14 protein-coding genes are annotated in these 18,690 nt (G+C 59.5%); 3 read left to right on the top strand and 11 right to left on the bottom strand.

What is annotated here, in order from left to right; all coding sequences use genetic code 11:
• Positions 1 to 236: 236 nt before the first annotated feature.
• Together araD1 and CFII64_RS00745 are read right to left on the bottom strand one after the other, a co-directional pair.
• Complete coding sequence (gene araD1 / locus CFII64_RS00740) at positions 237 to 1,229, bottom strand: AraD1 family protein (RefSeq protein WP_020288821.1); 993 nt, start codon at positions 1,227 to 1,229, stop codon at positions 237 to 239.
• Positions 1,230 to 1,347: 118 nt separating this feature from the next.
• Positions 1,348 to 2,667, bottom strand: coding sequence for an MFS transporter (locus CFII64_RS00745; protein WP_020288822.1), 1,320 nt, complete (start codon positions 2,665 to 2,667; stop codon positions 1,348 to 1,350).
• A gap of 202 nt (positions 2,668 to 2,869) precedes the next feature.
• Between CFII64_RS00745 and CFII64_RS00750 the strand changes: the two genes are divergently transcribed.
• Together CFII64_RS00750 and CFII64_RS00755 are read left to right on the top strand one after the other, a co-directional pair.
• Positions 2,870 to 4,612 (top strand): IlvD/Edd family dehydratase, encoded by a 1,743-nt coding sequence (locus CFII64_RS00750; RefSeq protein WP_020288823.1) that lies wholly within the window; start codon positions 2,870 to 2,872, stop codon positions 4,610 to 4,612.
• Positions 4,613 to 4,754: 142 nt separating this feature from the next.
• Positions 4,755 to 5,474: a FadR/GntR family transcriptional regulator gene (locus tag CFII64_RS00755; RefSeq protein ID WP_020288824.1), complete on the top strand. Its 720-nt coding sequence runs from the start codon at positions 4,755 to 4,757 to the stop codon at positions 5,472 to 5,474.
• A gap of 62 nt (positions 5,475 to 5,536) precedes the next feature.
• On the opposite strand, the gene CFII64_RS00760 is transcribed toward CFII64_RS00755, so the two are convergent.
• From CFII64_RS00760 to CFII64_RS00800, 9 genes are all read right to left on the bottom strand, one after another.
• Positions 5,537 to 7,930: an RND family transporter gene (locus tag CFII64_RS00760; protein WP_020288825.1), complete on the bottom strand. Its 2,394-nt coding sequence runs from the start codon at positions 7,928 to 7,930 to the stop codon at positions 5,537 to 5,539.
• Between the two features lie 23 nt (positions 7,931 to 7,953).
• Entirely contained in the window at positions 7,954 to 9,060 is a 1,107-nt protein-coding gene (locus CFII64_RS00765) for a YCF48-related protein (protein ID WP_020288826.1), read from the bottom strand.
• A 378-nt stretch (positions 9,061 to 9,438) separates the two neighbouring features.
• Positions 9,439 to 10,389: an omptin family outer membrane protease gene (locus CFII64_RS00770; protein WP_177325380.1), complete on the bottom strand. Its 951-nt coding sequence runs from the start codon at positions 10,387 to 10,389 to the stop codon at positions 9,439 to 9,441.
• 237 nt (positions 10,390 to 10,626) lie between these two features.
• Entirely contained in the window at positions 10,627 to 13,293 is a 2,667-nt protein-coding gene (pepN, locus tag CFII64_RS00775; RefSeq protein WP_020288828.1) for an aminopeptidase N, read from the bottom strand.
• 12 nt (positions 13,294 to 13,305) lie between these two features.
• On the bottom strand, positions 13,306 to 14,136 hold the full coding sequence (locus CFII64_RS00780; protein WP_020288829.1) for a DUF2797 domain-containing protein: 831 nt from the start codon (positions 14,134 to 14,136) through the stop codon (positions 13,306 to 13,308).
• Positions 14,133 to 14,393, bottom strand: a complete 261-nt coding sequence (locus tag CFII64_RS00785) for a YeaC family protein (protein ID WP_020288830.1) — start codon at positions 14,391 to 14,393, stop codon at positions 14,133 to 14,135. The genes CFII64_RS00780 and CFII64_RS00785 overlap by 4 nt, the downstream gene beginning before the upstream one ends.
• 27 nt (positions 14,394 to 14,420) lie before the next feature.
• Entirely contained in the window at positions 14,421 to 15,293 is an 873-nt protein-coding gene (locus CFII64_RS00790) for a rhomboid family intramembrane serine protease (RefSeq protein WP_020288831.1), read from the bottom strand.
• The gene (locus tag CFII64_RS00795; RefSeq protein WP_020288832.1) at positions 15,293 to 16,261 is read right to left on the bottom strand and encodes a metallophosphoesterase; all 969 of its coding nucleotides are present in this window, start codon (positions 16,259 to 16,261) and stop codon (positions 15,293 to 15,295) included. The genes CFII64_RS00790 and CFII64_RS00795 overlap by 1 nt, the downstream gene beginning before the upstream one ends.
• Positions 16,261 to 17,151: an NAD(+) kinase gene (locus CFII64_RS00800; protein WP_020288833.1), complete on the bottom strand. Its 891-nt coding sequence runs from the start codon at positions 17,149 to 17,151 to the stop codon at positions 16,261 to 16,263. The genes CFII64_RS00795 and CFII64_RS00800 overlap by 1 nt, the downstream gene beginning before the upstream one ends.
• Before the next feature lie 553 nt (positions 17,152 to 17,704).
• On the opposite strand from CFII64_RS00800, the gene CFII64_RS00805 reads away from it, so the two are divergent.
• Positions 17,705 to 18,688 (top strand): DUF1853 family protein, encoded by a 984-nt coding sequence (locus CFII64_RS00805; protein ID WP_044901059.1) that lies wholly within the window; start codon positions 17,705 to 17,707, stop codon positions 18,686 to 18,688.
• The last annotated feature ends 2 nt before the right edge of the window (positions 18,689 to 18,690 follow it).

Below are 18,690 nucleotides of genomic sequence, written 5' to 3' on the forward strand. Positions count from 1 at the left end.
CTGCGCTTGCACCGACGTCTTCGGGGACAAGTCCCCTCCTACCGGAATTGCCAGAGAAGATCTTCAGCGCTTGCACCAACGTCTTCGGGGACAAGTCTCCTCCTACCGTTTCGCATGGGTTCGGTAGGACCGGACTTGTCCGGGAAGGCGTCAGGATTGCCGGGAAAGATCCTCTGCGCTTGCACCGACGTCTTCGGGGACAAGTCCCCTCCTACCGATGTATGCCCAAACGAGTGTCAAAGCCTGCCAATCCCCCCCGGCTGAAACGCGGCTTCAGTGGCGGCGATCCCATTGACCAGTGGCTTGCCGAATTCGGCCTGGCTGATTTCAAACTGGTCGCCCGGCTGGGTGCGAATGCCGTCGGCAAACGACAGGGTCGCGGTGCCGAAGAAATGCACATGCACGTCGCCTGGACGCAGGAACTGCGCATATTTGAAGTGGTGATATTCAAGGTTTTCCAGGCTGTGGCACATGTTGGCTTCGCCGCTGAGGAATTCTTTCTCCCACAGCACGGCGCCATCACGAATGACTCGACTGGTGCCAGCCAGATTCTGTGGCAGTTCGCCAACCCGCAGCTCAGGGCCGAACGAACAGGCGCGCAGCTTGGAATGGGCCAGATACAGGTAATTCCTGCGCTCCATGATGTGATCGGAATATTCGTTGCCGATGGCGAAACCCAGGCGATACGGCTTGCCGTCGTTGCCAATCACGTATAGGCCGCTGAGTTCTGGCTCTTCGCCGCCGTCTTCGGCAAAAGGTGGCAAGGCAAACGCAGCACCGGGGCGCACGACGATGCCGCCATCGCCTTTGTAGAACCATTCAGGTTGCACGCCCGCCTGACCGGCCTCGGGTTTGCCACCCTCCACGCCCCATTTGAAGATGCGCATGGTGTCGGTCATCGACGCTTCGTCGCCCGCCTGCTGGTGCATCTTGTCCCGCGCCGAAGCGCTGCCCAGATGGGTCAAACCTGTGCCGCTGACCAACAGGTGCGCAGGATCGGGATGGTCCAGCGGTGGCAGGATGCGCTGTTCGCTGAGCAGTTGCGCATAATCGTGGCTGTCACCGAGGCCTTGGCTGTCGACCTGCCGAGCCAGATCGACGCCCGCATCAATGGCCGACAACGCCAATTCGCGCACGCTCTGTGCGCCCTGCACTTCGCGGATCAGATCGCCATCCACCAGACCGACGCGACGCTGGCCGTTGCTCAATTCGAATTGCACTAAATTCATGATAAATCTCCTTCAGATAGTGGGTCGTTGGAGCGAGGCTTGCCCGCGAATCGGTCAACCAGTTGATGTACGCGTCGACTGATCCGATGCTTTCGCGGGCAAAACTCGCTCCACCAGATCAGGCCTGGCGGCTGCGCGCGCTCGCCGCGAAATCGCTGGCGGGCAAGACATGTTTGCGCTCCAACAGGCGATAAACCACGCCGGTCAGCACCAGGCCGAAGACCATCACGCCAGACAGGAAATACAGCCCGGACGCAAGATTGCCGGTGTATTCCTTGAGCGCGCCGATCACGAACGGGCCGATGTAACCGCCCAGGTTGCCGACCGAGTTGATCAAGGCGATCCCGGCTGCGGCGCTGGCGCCGGCAAAGAACCGTCCCGGCAGCGTCCAGAACACGGCGGTGCAGGAAAACAGAGAAAACGCCACCAGACACAAGGCCGCCAGTTGTGCGACCGGAATGGTCAGCCAGGCACTGAGGAACAGGCCGATGGCGCCGAGCACATAAAGCACCGCCAGATGTCCGTAACGGTCATTGAGGCGGTCGGAACTGCGCGGCACGATCAGCAGACCGACGATGCCGAAGATGTAAGGCACTGAAGACACAAAGCCGGTCACCAGATCGGTGCCGCCGAACTGTTTGATCAACGTCGGCAACCACAGACCCAAACCATAAATGCTCAGCGTTACTGGCAGATAGAACAGCGCCAGCAGCAACACACGCTTGTCTTTCAGAGCGTGCAGCGGGTTGCCGTGACGGGTCTGGCCGTATTCTTCGAGGTCTTTTTTCAGTTCGCCGGTGAGCCAGTCTTTCTCGGCCTGATCCATCCATTTGACTTGTTTCGGACCGTCCGGCAACCAGCGCAGGACCGGCCAGGTCAGCAGAATCGCTGGCGTACCGATCACGATGAACAGCCACTGCCAGCCGTGCAGGCCGAGTACGCCATCCATGCCCAACAGACCGCCGGACACCGGGCCGGTAATCATCATGGCGATGGGTTGGGAAAGGATGAACAGGCCAAGGATCTTGCCGCGATGGCGAACCGGAAACCACTGGGTGATGTAGTACAGCACGCCAGGGAAGAAGCCGGCTTCCGCCGCGCCCAGCAGGAAACGCATCACATAGAAGCTGTGCGCGCCCTGCACGAACGCCATGCCGATGGTGATTGCGCCCCAGGTGATCATGATGCGGGCGAACCAGCGGCGTGCGCCGAATCGTTCAAGCATCAGGTTGCTGGGGATTTCCAACAGGAAATAGCCGATGAAGAACAGACCAGCACCCAAGCCATAAGCCGCATCACCGATGCCGATGTCCGCGCTCATGTGCAGCTTGGCGAAACCCACGGCGGACCGGTCAACGTAAGCGATCAGGTAAAGCAGAATCAGAAAGGGGATCAATTTCAGGGTGATGCGGCGAATAAGCCTGAGTTCCTGGCTCATGAAAGCGGTCTCCAATTGTTTTTGTTATGGAACCTCTGGGGCCGCCTCTGGCTTGGAGCGTGAGCTTTTGCCAGGGTCATGCCCTCATTGAAAACCGACTATATAGTATTACTATTTAGCTCACAACTCTTCCAATGAGGCGAATTTGCGCTTACTTTAACCGTCAGAAATGCAATTAAGTCTTACAATAAGAGAGCCGACCATGTCTGATTCCGATAAGAAACCCACCCTGCGTTCTGCCCAATGGTTTGGTACTGCCGACAAGAACGGCTTTATGTACCGCAGCTGGATGAAGAATCAGGGCATCGCCGATCATCAATTTCAAGGCAAGCCGATTATTGGCATCTGCAACACATGGTCCGAGCTGACGCCCTGCAACGCGCATTTCCGGCAGATCGCCGAACACGTCAAGCGCGGCGTGATCGAGGCCGGTGGCTGGCCGGTGGAATTCCCGGTGTTCTCCAACGGCGAATCCAACCTGCGCCCCACCGCGATGTTCACCCGCAACCTGACCAGCATGGATGTCGAAGAAGCGATTCGCGGCAATCCCATTGATGGCGTGGTGTTGCTCACCGGCTGCGACAAAACCACGCCGGCGTTGCTGATGGGAGCGGCCAGTTGTGACGTTCCGGCCATCGTCGTTACTGGCGGGCCAATGCTCAACGGCAAGCACAAAGGCAAGGACATCGGCTCCGGCACCGTGGTCTGGCAAATGCACGAAGCCTATAAAGGCGGGCAGATCACCCTCGATGACTTCCTCGCGGCGGAAGGCGACATGTCGCGCTCGGCCGGTACCTGCAACACCATGGGCACGGCATCGACCATGGCCTGCATGGCTGAAGCATTGGGCACTTCCCTGCCGCACAACGCCGCGATCCCGGCCGTGGATTCACGTCGCTATGTGCTGGCGCACATGTCGGGCATGCGCGCGGTGGAGATGGTCCGCGAAGACCTGCGCCTGTCGAAGATCCTCACTAAAGAGGCCTTTGAAAACGCGATACGGGTCAACGCTGCCATCGGCGGTTCGACCAACGCCGTGATCCACCTCAAAGCCATCGCCGGACGCATTGGCGTGGATCTGGAGCTGGACGACTGGACACGTATGGGCCGAGGCATGCCGACCATCGTCGACTTGCAGCCGTCCGGGCGCTTCCTGATGGAAGAGTTTTACTACGCCGGTGGCTTGCCCGCCGTGCTGCGCCGCATGGATGAGGCCAAGTTGCTGCCCAATCCTGACGCACTGACTGTCAACGGCAAATCCATCCGCGAAAACACCCAAAACGCACCGATCTACGGTGAAGACGAAGTGATCCGCGCCCTGGACAACCCGATCCGCGCCGATGGCGGTATCTGCGTGCTGCGTGGCAACCTTGCGCCATTGGGCGCAGTGCTCAAACCGTCCGCCGCCACCGCATCATTGATGCAGCACCGGGGCCGCGCCGTGGTCTTCGAGAACTTCGACATGTACAAGGCGCGGATCAACGATCCCGATCTGGACATCGACGCCAACTCGGTGATGGTCATGAAAAACTGCGGGCCCAAGGGTTATCCAGGCATGGCCGAGGTCGGCAACATGGGTCTGCCCGCCAAGCTGCTCGCCCAAGGAGTGACTGACATGGTGCGGATTTCCGATGCGCGCATGAGCGGCACCGCCTACGGCACCGTGGTTTTGCACGTGGCGCCGGAAGCTGCTGCTGGCGGACCGCTGGCAGTGGTGCAGGAAGGTGACTGGATCGAACTCGATTGCGCGACGGGTCGCCTGCATCTGGATATCTCCGATGCCGAACTGGCCGCACGCCTCGCCGACTGGCAAGCCCCGCCAAAACTGTTGGTCGGTGGTTATCGTGAGTTGTATGTCGAGCACGTGCTGCAGGCCGACCAAGGCTGCGATTTTGACTTCCTGGTGGGCTGCCGTGGCGCCGAGGTGCCGCGTCATTCGCATTGATTGACAGTTCTGTAGGATCGGCTTTAGCCGGGAGAACGCTCTCCCGGCTAAAGCCGGTCCTACGCAAGCGCGCTATCTCCTGCAATCGTGCGCCAATGCTATGATGCGCCGCATTCATTGCTCAGGATCGACTTGCGTTCCCATGGATTACCGAAAGCCTTCCGACCGTAAAAGCATGCACGCCCGCATTGTCCAGGAACTTGGCATGCAGATCGTCTCCGGGCGCTTCAAGCCTGACGAAAAACTGCCCGCCGAAGCCTTGCTGTGCGAAGAATATGCGGTCAGTCGGCCGGTCCTGCGTGAGGCCACTCGCGTTCTGGTCGCCAAAGGCCTGGTCTATTCCCGCCCACGCGTAGGCACTGTCGTCAAAGCGCGTAAGGAATGGCACTTGCTTGATCCGGACGTCTTGCATTGGGTCATGCAGAGCACCCCGCAAAACGAATTCTTCAACCTGCTCACCAGTGTGCGTGCAGTCATTGAGCCGGCAGTGGCCGCGTTGGCCGCCCAGCACGCCACCGACGAAGAAATCGCCTCCATCGACGAAGCCTACCAACGCATGGAGGCCGCACCGACGCCTGAAGCGTTGTTGCAGCCCGACCTGGATTTCCACAGCCGCATCGCCGACGCGACCCACAACGACCTGCTTTCGCACCTGTGCAATATGCTGTCGCTGGCGCTGCGTGAAGCCCTCAAGCACTCCAATCGCCGGCCCAATCTGCACGAACTGGCACTGCCGCGTCACAAGGCAATCCTCACCGCCATCCAGAACCGCGACGCCCTCGGTGCCCGGCATGCGACGCTGGTGCAACTCGACGATGCCAGGAATGCGTTGAGTGTGGTATTGGGGCAAGGTAATCCGTAGGACCGACTTCAGCCGGCAGCGCGTCGCTTGCGGCTGTAGCCGCTCCTACGGATGAACACACGTCAATGGGAAAACAACGAATTCCCCACCTTGCCCGCCATCTTCTCCGGTTTGATCAGGAACCGCGCCAGTGCCGGCAATAGCCACAACGCGCCGAACATGTTCCACAGCAGCATGAAGGTCAGCATCAGGCCCATGTCCGCCTGGAACTTGATCGCCGAGAAAATCCAGGTGCACACGCCAATGGCCAGACACAATCCCGTGAACAGCACCGCCTTGCCCGTGGACTTCAGCGTTTCGTAATAGGCTTCCTGCAACGGCAATCCGGCGCGCAGGAAGCTTTCCAGGCGACTGTAGACATAAATGCCGTAATCGACGCCGATCCCCACGCCCAGGGCAATCACCGGCAAGGTCGCGACCTTGACGCCGATCCCCATGAACGCCATCAACGCGTTACCCAGCACCGATGTCAGCACCAGCGGCAAGACGATACACAAGGTCGCCGCCCAGGAGCGGAAGGTGATCATGCACATGGTCGCGACGCAGATGTAGACCAGGATCAGAATGGTCATCTCGGTCTGTTTGATCACTTCGTTGGTGGCCGCTTCAATCCCGGCGTTACCCGCTGCGAGCAGGAATTCCAGGCCTTCGCGGTTATTCTCCTTGGCAAAATCCTGCACCGCATGCACCGCCCGATCCAGGGTTTCGGCCTTGTGATCGTTGAGAAAAATCAACAGCGGCGCCAGTGAGCAATCGTTGTTGTACAAGCCGTCAGCCCGGGCGATGGAGCTATTGAGCACGTCCTTGTTGCGCGACAGGGATTCCCATTTCAGGTTGCCCTCGTTCATGCCTTTGATCATCTGTTTGGATACGGTCACCAGGGAAATCGCCGATTGCACGCCCGGCGTGTTCTCCATCTTCCAGGTCAGTTCGTTGATCGCCGACAGGGTCGGATACGCCGAGCAGCCTTCGCGCGGGGTCTTGACCATCACCACCAACACGTCGGAACTGGTGGAGTAGTTGTTGATGATGAAACTGTTGTCCTTGTTGTAACGCGAATCCGGGCGCAATTCCGGCGCGCCCTGGTCAAGGTCGCCGATCTTCAGGTTCTGGCTATACCAAAGCCCGCCGCCGAAGGCCAGCACCGCCAGCGCGATGGACACCGGCGCGACTTTGGCGCTGGCGAAGTTCGACAGCAGGCGCCAGAACGGGTGCTCGGAAACTGAATCCTTCTTGCTGCGGCTGACCGCTTTTTTGCTGATGCCGACGTAGGAAATCGCCACGGGCAACAGAATCAGGTTGGTAAAGACGATGACTGCGACACCAATCGACGCGCCAATCGCCAGCTCGCGAATCACACCGATGTCGATGATCAGCAGGGTGATGAAACCCACCGCGTCGGCCAGAATCGCAATCATGCCCGGCAGGAACAGCTGGCGGAAAGTACGTCGCGCCGCCGTCAGGGCGTTCTCGGCGTCGCTGGATTGCAGGGCAATACCGTTAATCTTCTGCACGCCATGGGAAATACCAATGGCGAAAATCAGGAACGGCACCAGCATCGAATAAGGGTCCAGCCCGAAACCCACCACATGCATCAGGCCCAACTGCCAGACCACGGCAATCAACGTGGTGCTCAATACCGCGATCGTGCTGCGAATGCAGCGGGTAAACCAGATCAGCAACACCAGGGTAATCAGGAACGCCACGCCAAAGAACAGCACCACCATCAACAGGCCATCAATCAGGTCGCCGACTTTCTTGGCGAAACCGACAATGTGAATCTTGATGTTGGGGTTCTGCGCCTGGTACTTGTCGCGAATCTTTTCTTCCAGCTGATGGGAGAACTGCTGGTAGTCCAGCTTGATCAGCTTGCCCTGGTCTTCAGGGTCCGGGTAGGACTCCAGCAGCGGCACATCGACGATGCTCGATTTGAAGTCGTTGGACACCAGTCGGCCAACCTGACCGGACTTGAGCACGTTGTTGCGCAGCAAATCCAGGCTGTCATCCGAACCGTTATAACTCTGCGGAATCACCTCGCCACCGGCGAAACCTTCCTCGGTCACTTCGGTCCAGCGCACGCTCGGGCTCCACAACGACTTGAGTCCGGAACGATCAACACCGGGTATATAAAACACCTCGTCGTTGATTTCGCGCAGGGTTTCCATGTACTGCCTGGAAAAGATGTCGCCATCCACCGCTTCGACAGAAATCCGCACCGTATTGCCCAGATTGGCCAGGTCGTTACGGTGTTCCATCATTTTCTGAATGAATGGATGCTCCAGGGGGATCATCTTTTCGAAACTGGTGGAGGGGCGGACCAGCGTGGCCTGCCAGAACAGAAAGGCGCTCACCAGCAGGCAAATGACGATCACTGCCGGCCGATTATTGAAAATCAACCGTTCAAGAAGCGTGGCCTTGTCGTTGTTGTGCTGCTGAGTCTGATGAAGATTACTCATGCCGGATCCCGCCTTGATAATTCTTATTGTTGGGTCGATTCGGCGCCGGTCGGCGAGGTACGGCGAACGCCACCCTGCCCGACCAGAATCAGATTGCCCTGTGCATCACCCGTCACGCCGGACAGCGAAATCCGGTCAGGACGGTTATAAACCTCAAACGTCAGGCCATCGTCGGTACTGCGCATGACACTGCCGCCATTACCCACCAGCACCAGTGAGCCGTCAGCCAGCAAGGTTGCGTTGGACAGGCCGAACTCCAGCGGGCCACGCGCAGCCCTCAATTCGATAGGGCTCCAGGTGTCGCCGAAATCCGTCGAGCGATACAGATTGCCGCGCAGTCCGTAGACCAGCAGTGTGCCGGCCTGACCCGTGCCGATAGCACCAAACAGCGAGCCTTGATAAGGGCCTTCGAGCTTTTCCCAACTCTGACCATCGTCAGCCGAACGGAACATGGCACCCGCCTCGCCAACGATGAACAAGCCTGCGTCAGTGACCTGGGCAATCCCGTTAAGGTGATACTGGTCTTCGTTGTCGAGGCGGTCGCTGGCGTCTTGCCAATGCTGGCCGCCGTCGGTAGTGGTCATCAACGAACCATAGGCGCCGACGGCAAAGCCGGTGCTGAGGTCCTTGAACCAGACATCCAGCAAAGGTGCTTCGCGCTTGAGGTCTTCGAACTGCTTGCCCCAGGTCGCGCCGCCGTCGCTGCTGGCGAGAATCTGCGCATCATGGCCAACCGCCCAGCCGTGTTTTTCATCGACGAAATACACCGCAGTGAGCAGCTGTCGAGTCGGCACTTTGGCCTGGGTCCAGGTTTTGCCTTGATCGTCGGAATACAGGATGTGGCCGCGATCGCCCACCACTACCAGCCTCGCACCGGCGTGGGTCACGTCCAGCAGCAGACCGCGAGCCGACTTGGCCGATTCAATGGAATAAAGCGCCGCCGGATCGCCGCCAGCGCTGCTCTGCGCGCTGTCGGTTGCCGCCATGGAATGGGTCATGAAACCCGCGAGCATCAAAATAGCGAGCAGCGAGCAGGATTTAGCCGGGGGCTTGCCTGTGCGTAGTGCCAGTAAACGGCCAATGGCCGCGTCCGCACTGGACTGGGTGCGCCGATATGCAGGCTCACTCATGGAGCGTTCCCCTTTTATTGTTATTAGGTCCACCGAAGACAGGCCACCCCTTGCAGAACAGCTGCAAACGCTCTAGCCCTAGCCTTTCGGAAGCAGACCTATCCTATCCAGCTTTGGAAAGCCGTGACAATCGACAAGACGTTATCTTTTGTTAAGCGCGCCTCTTGTGATTGTTTGGGTATCAGTAAAGCTGATGTGGCAGAGATGTAGCTCGTTGTAGACACCGACTTGATCCCCCCCATCACACAAGCCCGTAGGACCGGCTTTAGCCGGGAGGACGCCGGGACATTCGCAGCAGTTGCGTCGTCAGACCTTCCGCCCTCCCGGCTAAAGCCGGTCCTACGACCCCTGTGTGCTGGCCGATATCGGCAATCAAGTTCAGAACTGGTAAGCCACCGCAAGGGAAGAAACCGTCGTTCTGTTGGCCTGACTGCTGGAGTTACTGCCGGTACGCCCGCTCCGGCCGCTGGGGACGTGCGTGATCAACGTATTGCCCTTGGCCTCAGCGTAGATCTGATGATCAAGCCCCGCCTTTACCGAAAACTGCGGATTGAAACTGTACGTCAGTCCCAGCGCCACGCTTTGCATCCGACCCGTATTGCCGTGATTGCCGGCAAACGTCAGGTCGCGCATGTGATGGGTGTCGAAGTCCCTGGCATTCACCCACTGGCTGTACTTGAAGCGGCCTTCAAGGGTCCACTTCTGGTGGTTGTAGATACCAACAAGACCGAGAAAGGGAGTGGCGTAGCTCTGTTTATAACTGATGACTTTGGCTCCGGCCGGCAACTCGCCAGCTAGATCGCGATAGCCATCTTCCGAGGAGTAGATATAGCGGCCGCCTCGGGCCTGCCATTCAAACTGGTTGCGCTGATAACCGGCCATCACGCCAAGGGCAAGGTCGTCACGCTTGAGCCCCCAGACTGTCGCTGCCAACTCCGCCTGCCAGGCATTCTTGAGACGCGTGTCCGGGTGATCCGAATAGTGGCTCCAGTCGGCGTCCTCATACGCCCAGTCGTAATCTTTCATGTGACTGTTGCCCGCGCTCATGCGCGTCCAGCCGCGCACGTCGAGGGAAAGCCAGTCCAGTGCGTGGTAGGTCAGGCCCAGATGCAAGGTGGGAACCTGTTTGATGTCCCAGTTCAACTGACTGAGTTTTTCGCCACGGTTGTAGACTTTTTCCTCGGACTTGCCGTTCAACAACCCGACACCCAGATTCAATTCGACACTGCCGACCTGCAACTGCTGCTCTTTGGTTATCTGCGCGTTGGCCATCGCCTCTTGCCCAAGTGCAAACAGCCCCAGCATTACCAGCGTATTTCGCCCATTCATCAACAAAGTCCACACCTCAATCGGGATGATGTGCGCGACGATCAGGGTCGCCGCAGCACGAAGCGAAAGGATGGGCTTTGTCGCAGGAAATCTCTGCCAGCCGACTCCGCACTGACTTGTATGAAACCGCCATGGAGGGTGCTGGAAAGCCCCTACATGAAGCGAACCCTCAAAAAATTCCCACATAAAAAAAGGCCTGTCCGCTTGCGCGTCAGGCCCTTTACCTACAGCTGGCGATTACTCGGCCAGGCTTTTACTCACCACTTCGTACACGTCACTGGACAGCTCACCCGAATCACGGATGCGCACCAGTTCGGCCTTCATCAGCGCCTGACGGGCGCTGTCGTATTTGCGCCAGCGGGTCAGCGGTGCCAATTGGCGTGACGCGATCTGCGGGTTGAAGGCGTTGAGCTGGATGACCAGATCGGCCAGGAAGCGATAGCCGGAGCCGTCCGCCGCATGGAAGTTGATCAAATTTTGCCCCGCGAACGCGCCGATCAGGGCGCGGACTTTGTTCGGGTTCTTGATGTTGAACGCCGGATGCTGCATCAGCGCCTTGACCCGCTCCAGACCGCCGGGCAAGGTGCTGCCGGCCTGAACGCTGAACCATTGGTCCATGACCAGCGGGTTGTCCTTGAAGTTTTCCGCGAACACCGTCAGCGCGTTGTCCTTCTCGGCGGTGAATGGCGAATTGACCAATACAGCCAGCGCGGTAAGGCGTTCGGTCATGTTGTCGCTGGTGTCGAATTGCTCGATGGTGGCGGCCAGAACTTCGGGCTTTCCGCTGAGCATCAGGTACGACAAGGCAATGTTTTGCAGGGCGCGACGGGCAAAGTGTTCGGCTTCAGCCACATAAGGCGTGGCTTTCGACACCTCGCGGTTGCTGGTGTAGCGCGACCACAACGCGTCGAACAGGCTGTTCGCCAGTTGCTTGCGGACGAATTCGCGAGCGGCGTGGATCGCATCCACGTCAGCCACTTCGCTGATCTCGGTCAGATAAGCTTCGCCCGGCAACGACAACATCTCGGCGATCATTGCCTGATCCAGCGAGGTGTCCGCCAGGACCGTGCCCAGCGCGGCGACCAGACGCTGATCGAGGACCATGTCCTGACCTTGCTGATATTGGCCGATCAATTCCTGCAGGACTTGCACCGACAGCTGCTGCCCGGCGTCCCAGCGATTGAAGCCGTCGCTGTCATGCTGCATGAGGAACATCAGCTGATCGCGGTTATACGGGAAGCTCAGTTTCACCGGGGCCGAGAAACCGCGCAGCAGCGACGGCAACGGCTGTTCGGCAACGTTGATAAAGGTGAAGGTCTGCTCGGCTTCGGTGACGGAAATCACGCGGGTAGTGCCCGACGCAGCCGCTTCACCTTGCAGATGCAAGGACACTTCGCCGCCCTGCTTGTCCAGCAGGCCCAGCGCAACCGGAATCACGAAGGGCTTCTTCGCGTCGCCTGGCTGGCCCGGCGTGGTTGGGCAGCTTTGGCGGAAGGTCAGGCTGTAGGTTTTCGCGGCGCTGTCGTAGGACCCGCTCACCGCAAGACGCGGCGTGCCAGCCTGGCTGTACCAGCGCTTGAACTGCGTCAGGTCGACGCCATTGGCGTCTTCCATGGCTTTGACGAAATCGTCGACGGTCACCGCTTGGCCGTCGTGGCGTTCAAAGTACAGATCACTGCCTTTGCGGAAACCTTCGGCGCCCAACAAGGTATGGATCATGCCGACCACTTCCGAGCCTTTTTCGTACACGGTCAGCGTGTAGAAATTGGAAATCTCGATGAAGCTGTCCGGGCGCACGGCATGGGCCATGGGTCCGGCGTCTTCGGCGAACTGGTGGGTGCGCAGGTAAGCCACATCCTGAATGCGCTTGACCGTGGCCGAGTTCATGTCCGCCGAGAAGCCGGAATCGCGGTAAACCGTGAAGCCTTCCTTGAGCGACAGCTGGAACCAGTCACGGCAGGTCACGCGGTTGCCCGACCAGTTGTGGAAGTATTCGTGGGCAACGATGGCCTCGACCCGCTGGTGTGCAGCGTCGGTGGCGGTTTCAGCGCGGGCCAGCACGGCGCTGGAGTTGAAGATATTGAGGCCCTTGTTCTCCATGGCGCCCATGTTGAAGTCGTTGACCGCCACGATCATGAAGATGTCCAGGTCGTACTCGCGACCGTAGGTCTCTTCGTCCCAGCGCATGGATTTCTTCAGGCTGGTCATGGCGTGCTGGCACTTGTCGATGTTTTCCGGCTCGACATAGATGCGCAGGGTCACTTCCCGATCGCTCATGGTGGTGAACTTGTCTTCCACACACCACAGATCACCGGCCACCAGCGCGAACAGGTACGCCGGTTTCATGAACGGGTCTTCCCACGTTGCCCAATGCCGACCGTCATCTTCCGGCCCGCTGGCAATCGGGTTGCCGTTGGAGAGCAGGACCGGGAAGGCGTGCTTGTCGGCGCTCAGGGTCGTGGTGAACTTGCTCATCACGTCCGGGCGGTCGAGGTAATAGGTGATCTTGCGAAAACCTTCGGCCTCGCACTGGGTGCAGAACATGCCGCTGGATTTGTACAGGCCTTCCAGGGCGGTGTTGGTTTCCGGATGGATTCGCACGCTGCTGTCGACGACGAAGGATTCGGCCTTCGGGTGCAGCGTCAGGTGGTCCGGGGTCAGCTGATAATCGGTGTTGGTCAGTTCGACATCATCGAGCTTGACCGACAGCAGTTCCAGCAACTGACCATCCAGCACCAACGGCGGCAGACCCGTGCCACGGGCCGGATTGCGACGCATCACCAGCTGGGTGTGCACCAGGGAATGGTCGTCGAACAATTCGAAGGTCAGGTGCGTCTCGTCGATGAGGTACTCGGGCGCCTGGTAGTCCTTCAGGTAGATCATTTGCGGTTGATCGGTGCGCATGATGGAGTCCTTTTACTGATGCACGGCCAGTTGATAGGCCGTGTATTTGCGAATATTGATCACGCCGGTATCGAAAATCAGGTACTGGCCCTTGATCCCCAGCAACGTGCCTTCGGCGATGGGATTCTTGTCCAGGTTGAAGCTGACAATCTTGGTCGGGTACGCCTCGACGGGGTAACGGATCTCGATTGGCTCCACGTCATGCAGTAATTGGATAGCCTGCAGGCCGAATCGTTCTTGCAGTCCTGCCAGACCCTCGGCGCAGCTGTCGAACAATTGCTGGCGCACGGCGGCAAGGTCCACAGGCACCGCGTCGCCCTTGAGCAGCGCGCGCCAGTTGGTGCGGTCGGCTACCTGGCTGCGCAGCAGGTCTTCGACGAAACCGGACTGCTGGCGAGTGGCTACGCGAATAATCGGCAACGCCTGACTTGCACCCTGGTCGAGCCAGCGGGTCGGCAACTGCGTGGCGCGGGTGATGCCGACCTTCACGCCCGACGAATTGGCCAGGTAAACCACGTGATCGGTCATGCAGAACTGCTCGCCCCAGGCCGGATCGCGGCAGGTGCCGTGTTCGTGATGGCACTTTTCCGGGCTCATGATGCAGATATCGCACTGCGCCAGCTTGAGCATGCACGGGTAGCAATAGCCCTGACTGTAGCTGGACTTGGTCTTGCGTCCGCAATGACTGCAATGAATCGCGCCAAGGAACTCAAGGCGCACGGTCTTGCCAATCATCGGGTTGACCGGAATCTCGCTGTCGCCCAGACGAAAGCTGTATTGCACCAGCGGCGCATCAAGGCGCGCTGACATTTTGTTGACTGCGCCGCGACCAATCTCGATCAATGGATGGCATCCGACTTGAACAGGATGTTAGGTACGGTCGTGGATTTGGAGGCGCATTCCTGTGGGCCCATGTAACCGATCCGCTGGTCTTCCGGCAGGTTCTGCACTTCCCAGGCGATCAGCGCCTGCAAGGACAGCTCGCGCTGTTCCTGAGTCAGTTTGCGGCCGTCCGACCATTTACCGATTTCCACGGCCAGCTTCAGACTCTCGTAGATGTCCGGGGTGATGTTTTCGATCATTTCAACAAAAGAGGACATAGGCACTCCACAAATTAGCGGCGGATTTTAAACGTTACGGCGGGCCAGAGCACCGCCCAACAGACCTGTAACACAACCGATGATCAGACCGCCCACATGCGCGCCGTTGGCGATTTCGCCGAAGCCGAGCATGCTCACCAGCCCCGACAGGCACAACGCCAGCCAGACCAGCATCATCACCAGAACCCCGCGCGGTAAACGATAGATGGGGTTCGGCGCGAGCATTTGAAAGATCCAGCAATGACCGAGCAAGCCATACAGCACGCCGGACAGGCCGCCAAACAGGCTCGGCCCACCGAACTGGTATTGAACGTAGTTGGAAACGGCGCTGAACAACAGGGTCAGGCCAAGCAGATACCCGCTGCCTTGACGCAACTCAATGCGGCGCCCCAGTTCCCAGTACCACATGGCGTTCATGGCCAGGTGCAGGATGCCGAAGTGAATCAGCATGGGCGTGACGATGCGCCACCATTGACCGGCAGCCAGCGTATCGGCGAGCGGTCTGAAACTGGCGTAATCGCCATGAATGCGGAAATCCAGAAACGTCAGCCAGCTCACCGCCTGCAGGTTGTCGCCCAGCAGCGTGATGCCGGCGACGATCAGACAGGCCAGCAGAATCAGCGATGTAACCGGGCTGTCCTTGAGCTGCCGGACAAAACCCGAGCGCGGCAGGCTGCTCGACTGTTGGCCGGCGGGCAGCTGGTAGTTTTCGTCGCCTTGCGGGTATTGCTGATACAGGGTGCGCACATCTTCGGCCAACTGCGCAGTATCCGGCACCCAGAGCACTTGTTCCCCCGCTTCTTCGCTGACTCGATGGGGCACGCGCAAGCGGTTCAACAGGCTGACGAAGCCACTCAAATCAGTGGTCAACGGCAGACGCAATACAGCAACAGGACTCATTACACAGCCTCGGGACGTTTGACATCGACCCAGACAAACTTGTCGGGATCGATTCGGGTTTCCTGGTCAAGCCGATAGGCGACCAACTTGCCGTAAAGCACGGCGCTGTAATCCAGGCAAGCCAGGTTTGGCCGAATGGGAGCAGGCACGCCGCTGCGCCAGTAATGGCCGACGAACAGCAAAGGTTCGTCGCTGCCATAGCGCAGCAAGGCGTTTTTTTCCGTGGTGGTCAACGGCGTCTTGGCCACGCCTTCCGGCAAGGCATCGGGCTGAAACACCACATCGCCATAGGTTTGCGGATCGTCTTCCCAGAATTTGGTGCGAAAGAACGCCCGCGTCAGGCCGTCGCCGCCGGTGAACGTCATGCCATGGGGCAAACGCATGTCGGTGCCGCGCAACAGGCGATCGAATACCGCGCTGGCAAAACTGCCGGGCACTGCCGAGGCCTGGACAAAATGCTTGTCGATGCAGCCGTTGCCGTGCAACCCCAACAGCGGCCCGATCAGGCTGGAATCCCAGCACGCATGCACCACGCGGAAACGCTCGGCATCGATGAACAGCGGCAACTCATAGAACCAATTGACGAAGTCGTGCCACTCGTCCGGGTATTGCTCGAACTGCGCCAGGGTTTCGCCAATCAGGCGCGCGTGCCGTGGCGAATGCTCGCGCACGAACAGCTTGCCGCTTTCGGGCAAGGCCGGTGTCACCCAACCCAGTGCGTTGAACTCATGATTACCCATAATGCACACCGCATGACCGGCCACGACCATGTCGCGCACGATATGCAGGGCCTCTCGGATCAACGGGCCGCGGTCGATGATGTCGCCGAGGAACACCGCGATGCGCTCCGGGTGCCGCCAGACGCCAGCCTGAAAACGATAGCCCAGCACGCTGAGCAATTGCTCCAGCGTATGGGCACATCCATGCACGTCACCGATCAGATCGTAGCTACGCGCGGGATCGAGCATCAGTCGCCTCCACCACCAAGCCGGCTGCCCCAGCCAAGCTTGGTGCGGCACACTTCGTAATAGTTGTGATCCAGCGGATGGATCAGACGCAGTTTCTGCGGCTTCTTGCTCACGGTAATGGTATCGCCGGGTGCGCAAGTGAAATGGTTCTGCCCATCACAGGAGACCTGTGGATAAATCGTCATGTCCTTGGAGACGACGATTTTCAGCTCACTGTTGCCGTCCACCACGATAGGCCGGCCGGACAAGGTATGCGGGTACATTGGCACGATGACAATGGCATCGAGCTTGGGATGCATGATCGGCCCGCCCGCCGACAGCGCATAGGCAGTCGAACCGGTTGGCGTGGCGACGATCAGCCCGTCGGCCTTCTGACTGCAGACGAACTGGCCGTCGATATACAGCTCGAATTCGATCATGCGCGTCGACTTGCCAGGGTGCAGCACCACGTCGTTCAACGCATCGCCCTGGCCGATGGCTTCGCCATGACGACGGACTTCGGCCTGCAACAGGAAGCGGTTTTCCACCAGATAGTGGCCGTCCAGCACTTCGGCGCACTTCACTTCCAGCTCGTCGGGACGAATATCAGTGAGAAAACCCAGGCTGCCACGGTTGATGCCCAGCACCGGCACATTGTGCTTGGCCAACGCCCGCGCCGCGCCAAGCAGGCTGCCGTCGCCGCCGACGACGATCACCATGTCGCACACTTCCCCGAGCATCTTGCGCGACGAAGTCTGCAGGCCATGGCCCGGCAACACTTCAGCAATGGTGTCTTCGAGAATGACATGCAGGTGCCGTCCCAGCAGAAACTTCTTGAGTCGGCGAACGGTATCGAGCACCTGCACACTGCCGAGGCGACCGATGATGCCGATATTGCGAAATTGCTCCATGGGGCTCCTGCGGGGGTTCGATGCGGCTTAAAGAAGGGGATTATGGGTGAAAGGCCGGGGTAGCGGCAATTGCCGATGTTGTGGGGGTCAACTTGTTGGCGAGGCGTTGATCTTGCTTATTCAGGAATATCCCTTCGCGAGCAAGCTCGCTCCTTATATGTACCGGCGCGAATCGGTCTATACATTTCGGCAAAGGGGGGAAACCATTCTGCGCTGACGTCCGGCCCCTGCTTCGCAGCGGTTCCTTCGCTCCGGTGCCGTGGTGTGGGTACGCGCCGACCCGCCATCCCTGGCGCAACGGCGCTCGACCGGCATCCATGCCGGTCGCCCCACCCCACGACACCTGCGCTCAGCCTCCCGACGCGCATTTGGCGGTGTCTGCCAGAACGTGGCACGGAAAAGCAAAAACCAAAAGCCAGAGCAATTTTCCACGCGGGCCCTAAACCCGTTGGAGCGAGGCTTGCCCGCGAAGAGGCCAGCACAGCCCCACAACAGAGTGTCTATATGTGGGCTGCACTGTATGCCATAACGCAAGTTCCGCTATCCTCGGTTCATGACCCTATTCCCAAGCCTGACCCACCTGCCCCGTCAATTACGCACCTCACAGGTGCGTGATCTTGCCTGGGTGATCCTGGCGCCGCCGATGCTTGGGCAAACCCCGTGGCCGCAGCGCCATCCATTGTCGGCCAGCGACTGGGTACACCAACCGCAGCAACTGGCCGATTTCCTGCGCCAGCTGGATCAGGACAGCCGCCAACTCGATCACTGGCTGGCGCTGGGTGCCACACGACGCCTGGGTTTGTATTACGAGCGCTTATGGCAATTCGCCGTGCATCATGCGCCCGGCGTCGAGATGATCGCCGCCAACCTGCCGATCCGCCTGGGCGGGCATACGCTGGGGGAGCTGGACATGCTGCTGCGCGATGCTGACGGTGTGCACCACGTCGAGCTGGCGATCAAGCTTTATCTGGGTCCGCAACACGGCGATGGCAGCGATCCGGCGCAATGGCTCGGCCCTGGCTGCCATGACCGGCTGGATCGCAAGCTGGCCCATTTGAGCCAGCATCAGCTACCCATCTCCGCACGTCCGGAAAGTCGCGAAACGCTGGCGGCGCTGGATATTAACCAGTTCAGTGCAGAGCTTTGGCTGGGCGGTTACCTGCTGTATCCCTGGCCCGGACAGGCGCAATCCCCCGAAGGCGCGCATCGCCAGCATTTGCGCGGCAGTTGGCTGCATCAGCGCGACTGGGAAGATTTCGTTGTCCAACGACCCCAAGGTCGCTGGCAATTGCTGCCGCGTCACGCCTGGCTGGCACCGGCGCATTACGCGCAACCCTGGAGCCATGAACAGCTTGCTGACTGGCTGGCGGAACTGGACCCACTGGCGCCAGCGCAACTTCTGGTGCGCCTGACAGAAAATCCTGACGGCGAATGGGAAGAAGCCGAGCGAGTATTTCTCGTCGCTGACATCTGGCCCAATCTGGGCGACACCACCAACGCAACGTCGAGTCTCGCCCTGCCCGTTTCCCCTACTTAAAC

Origin of the sequence: Pseudomonas sp. CFII64 (genome assembly GCF_000416235.1) — a bacterium.
Taxonomy (GTDB): domain Bacteria; phylum Pseudomonadota; class Gammaproteobacteria; order Pseudomonadales; family Pseudomonadaceae; genus Aquipseudomonas.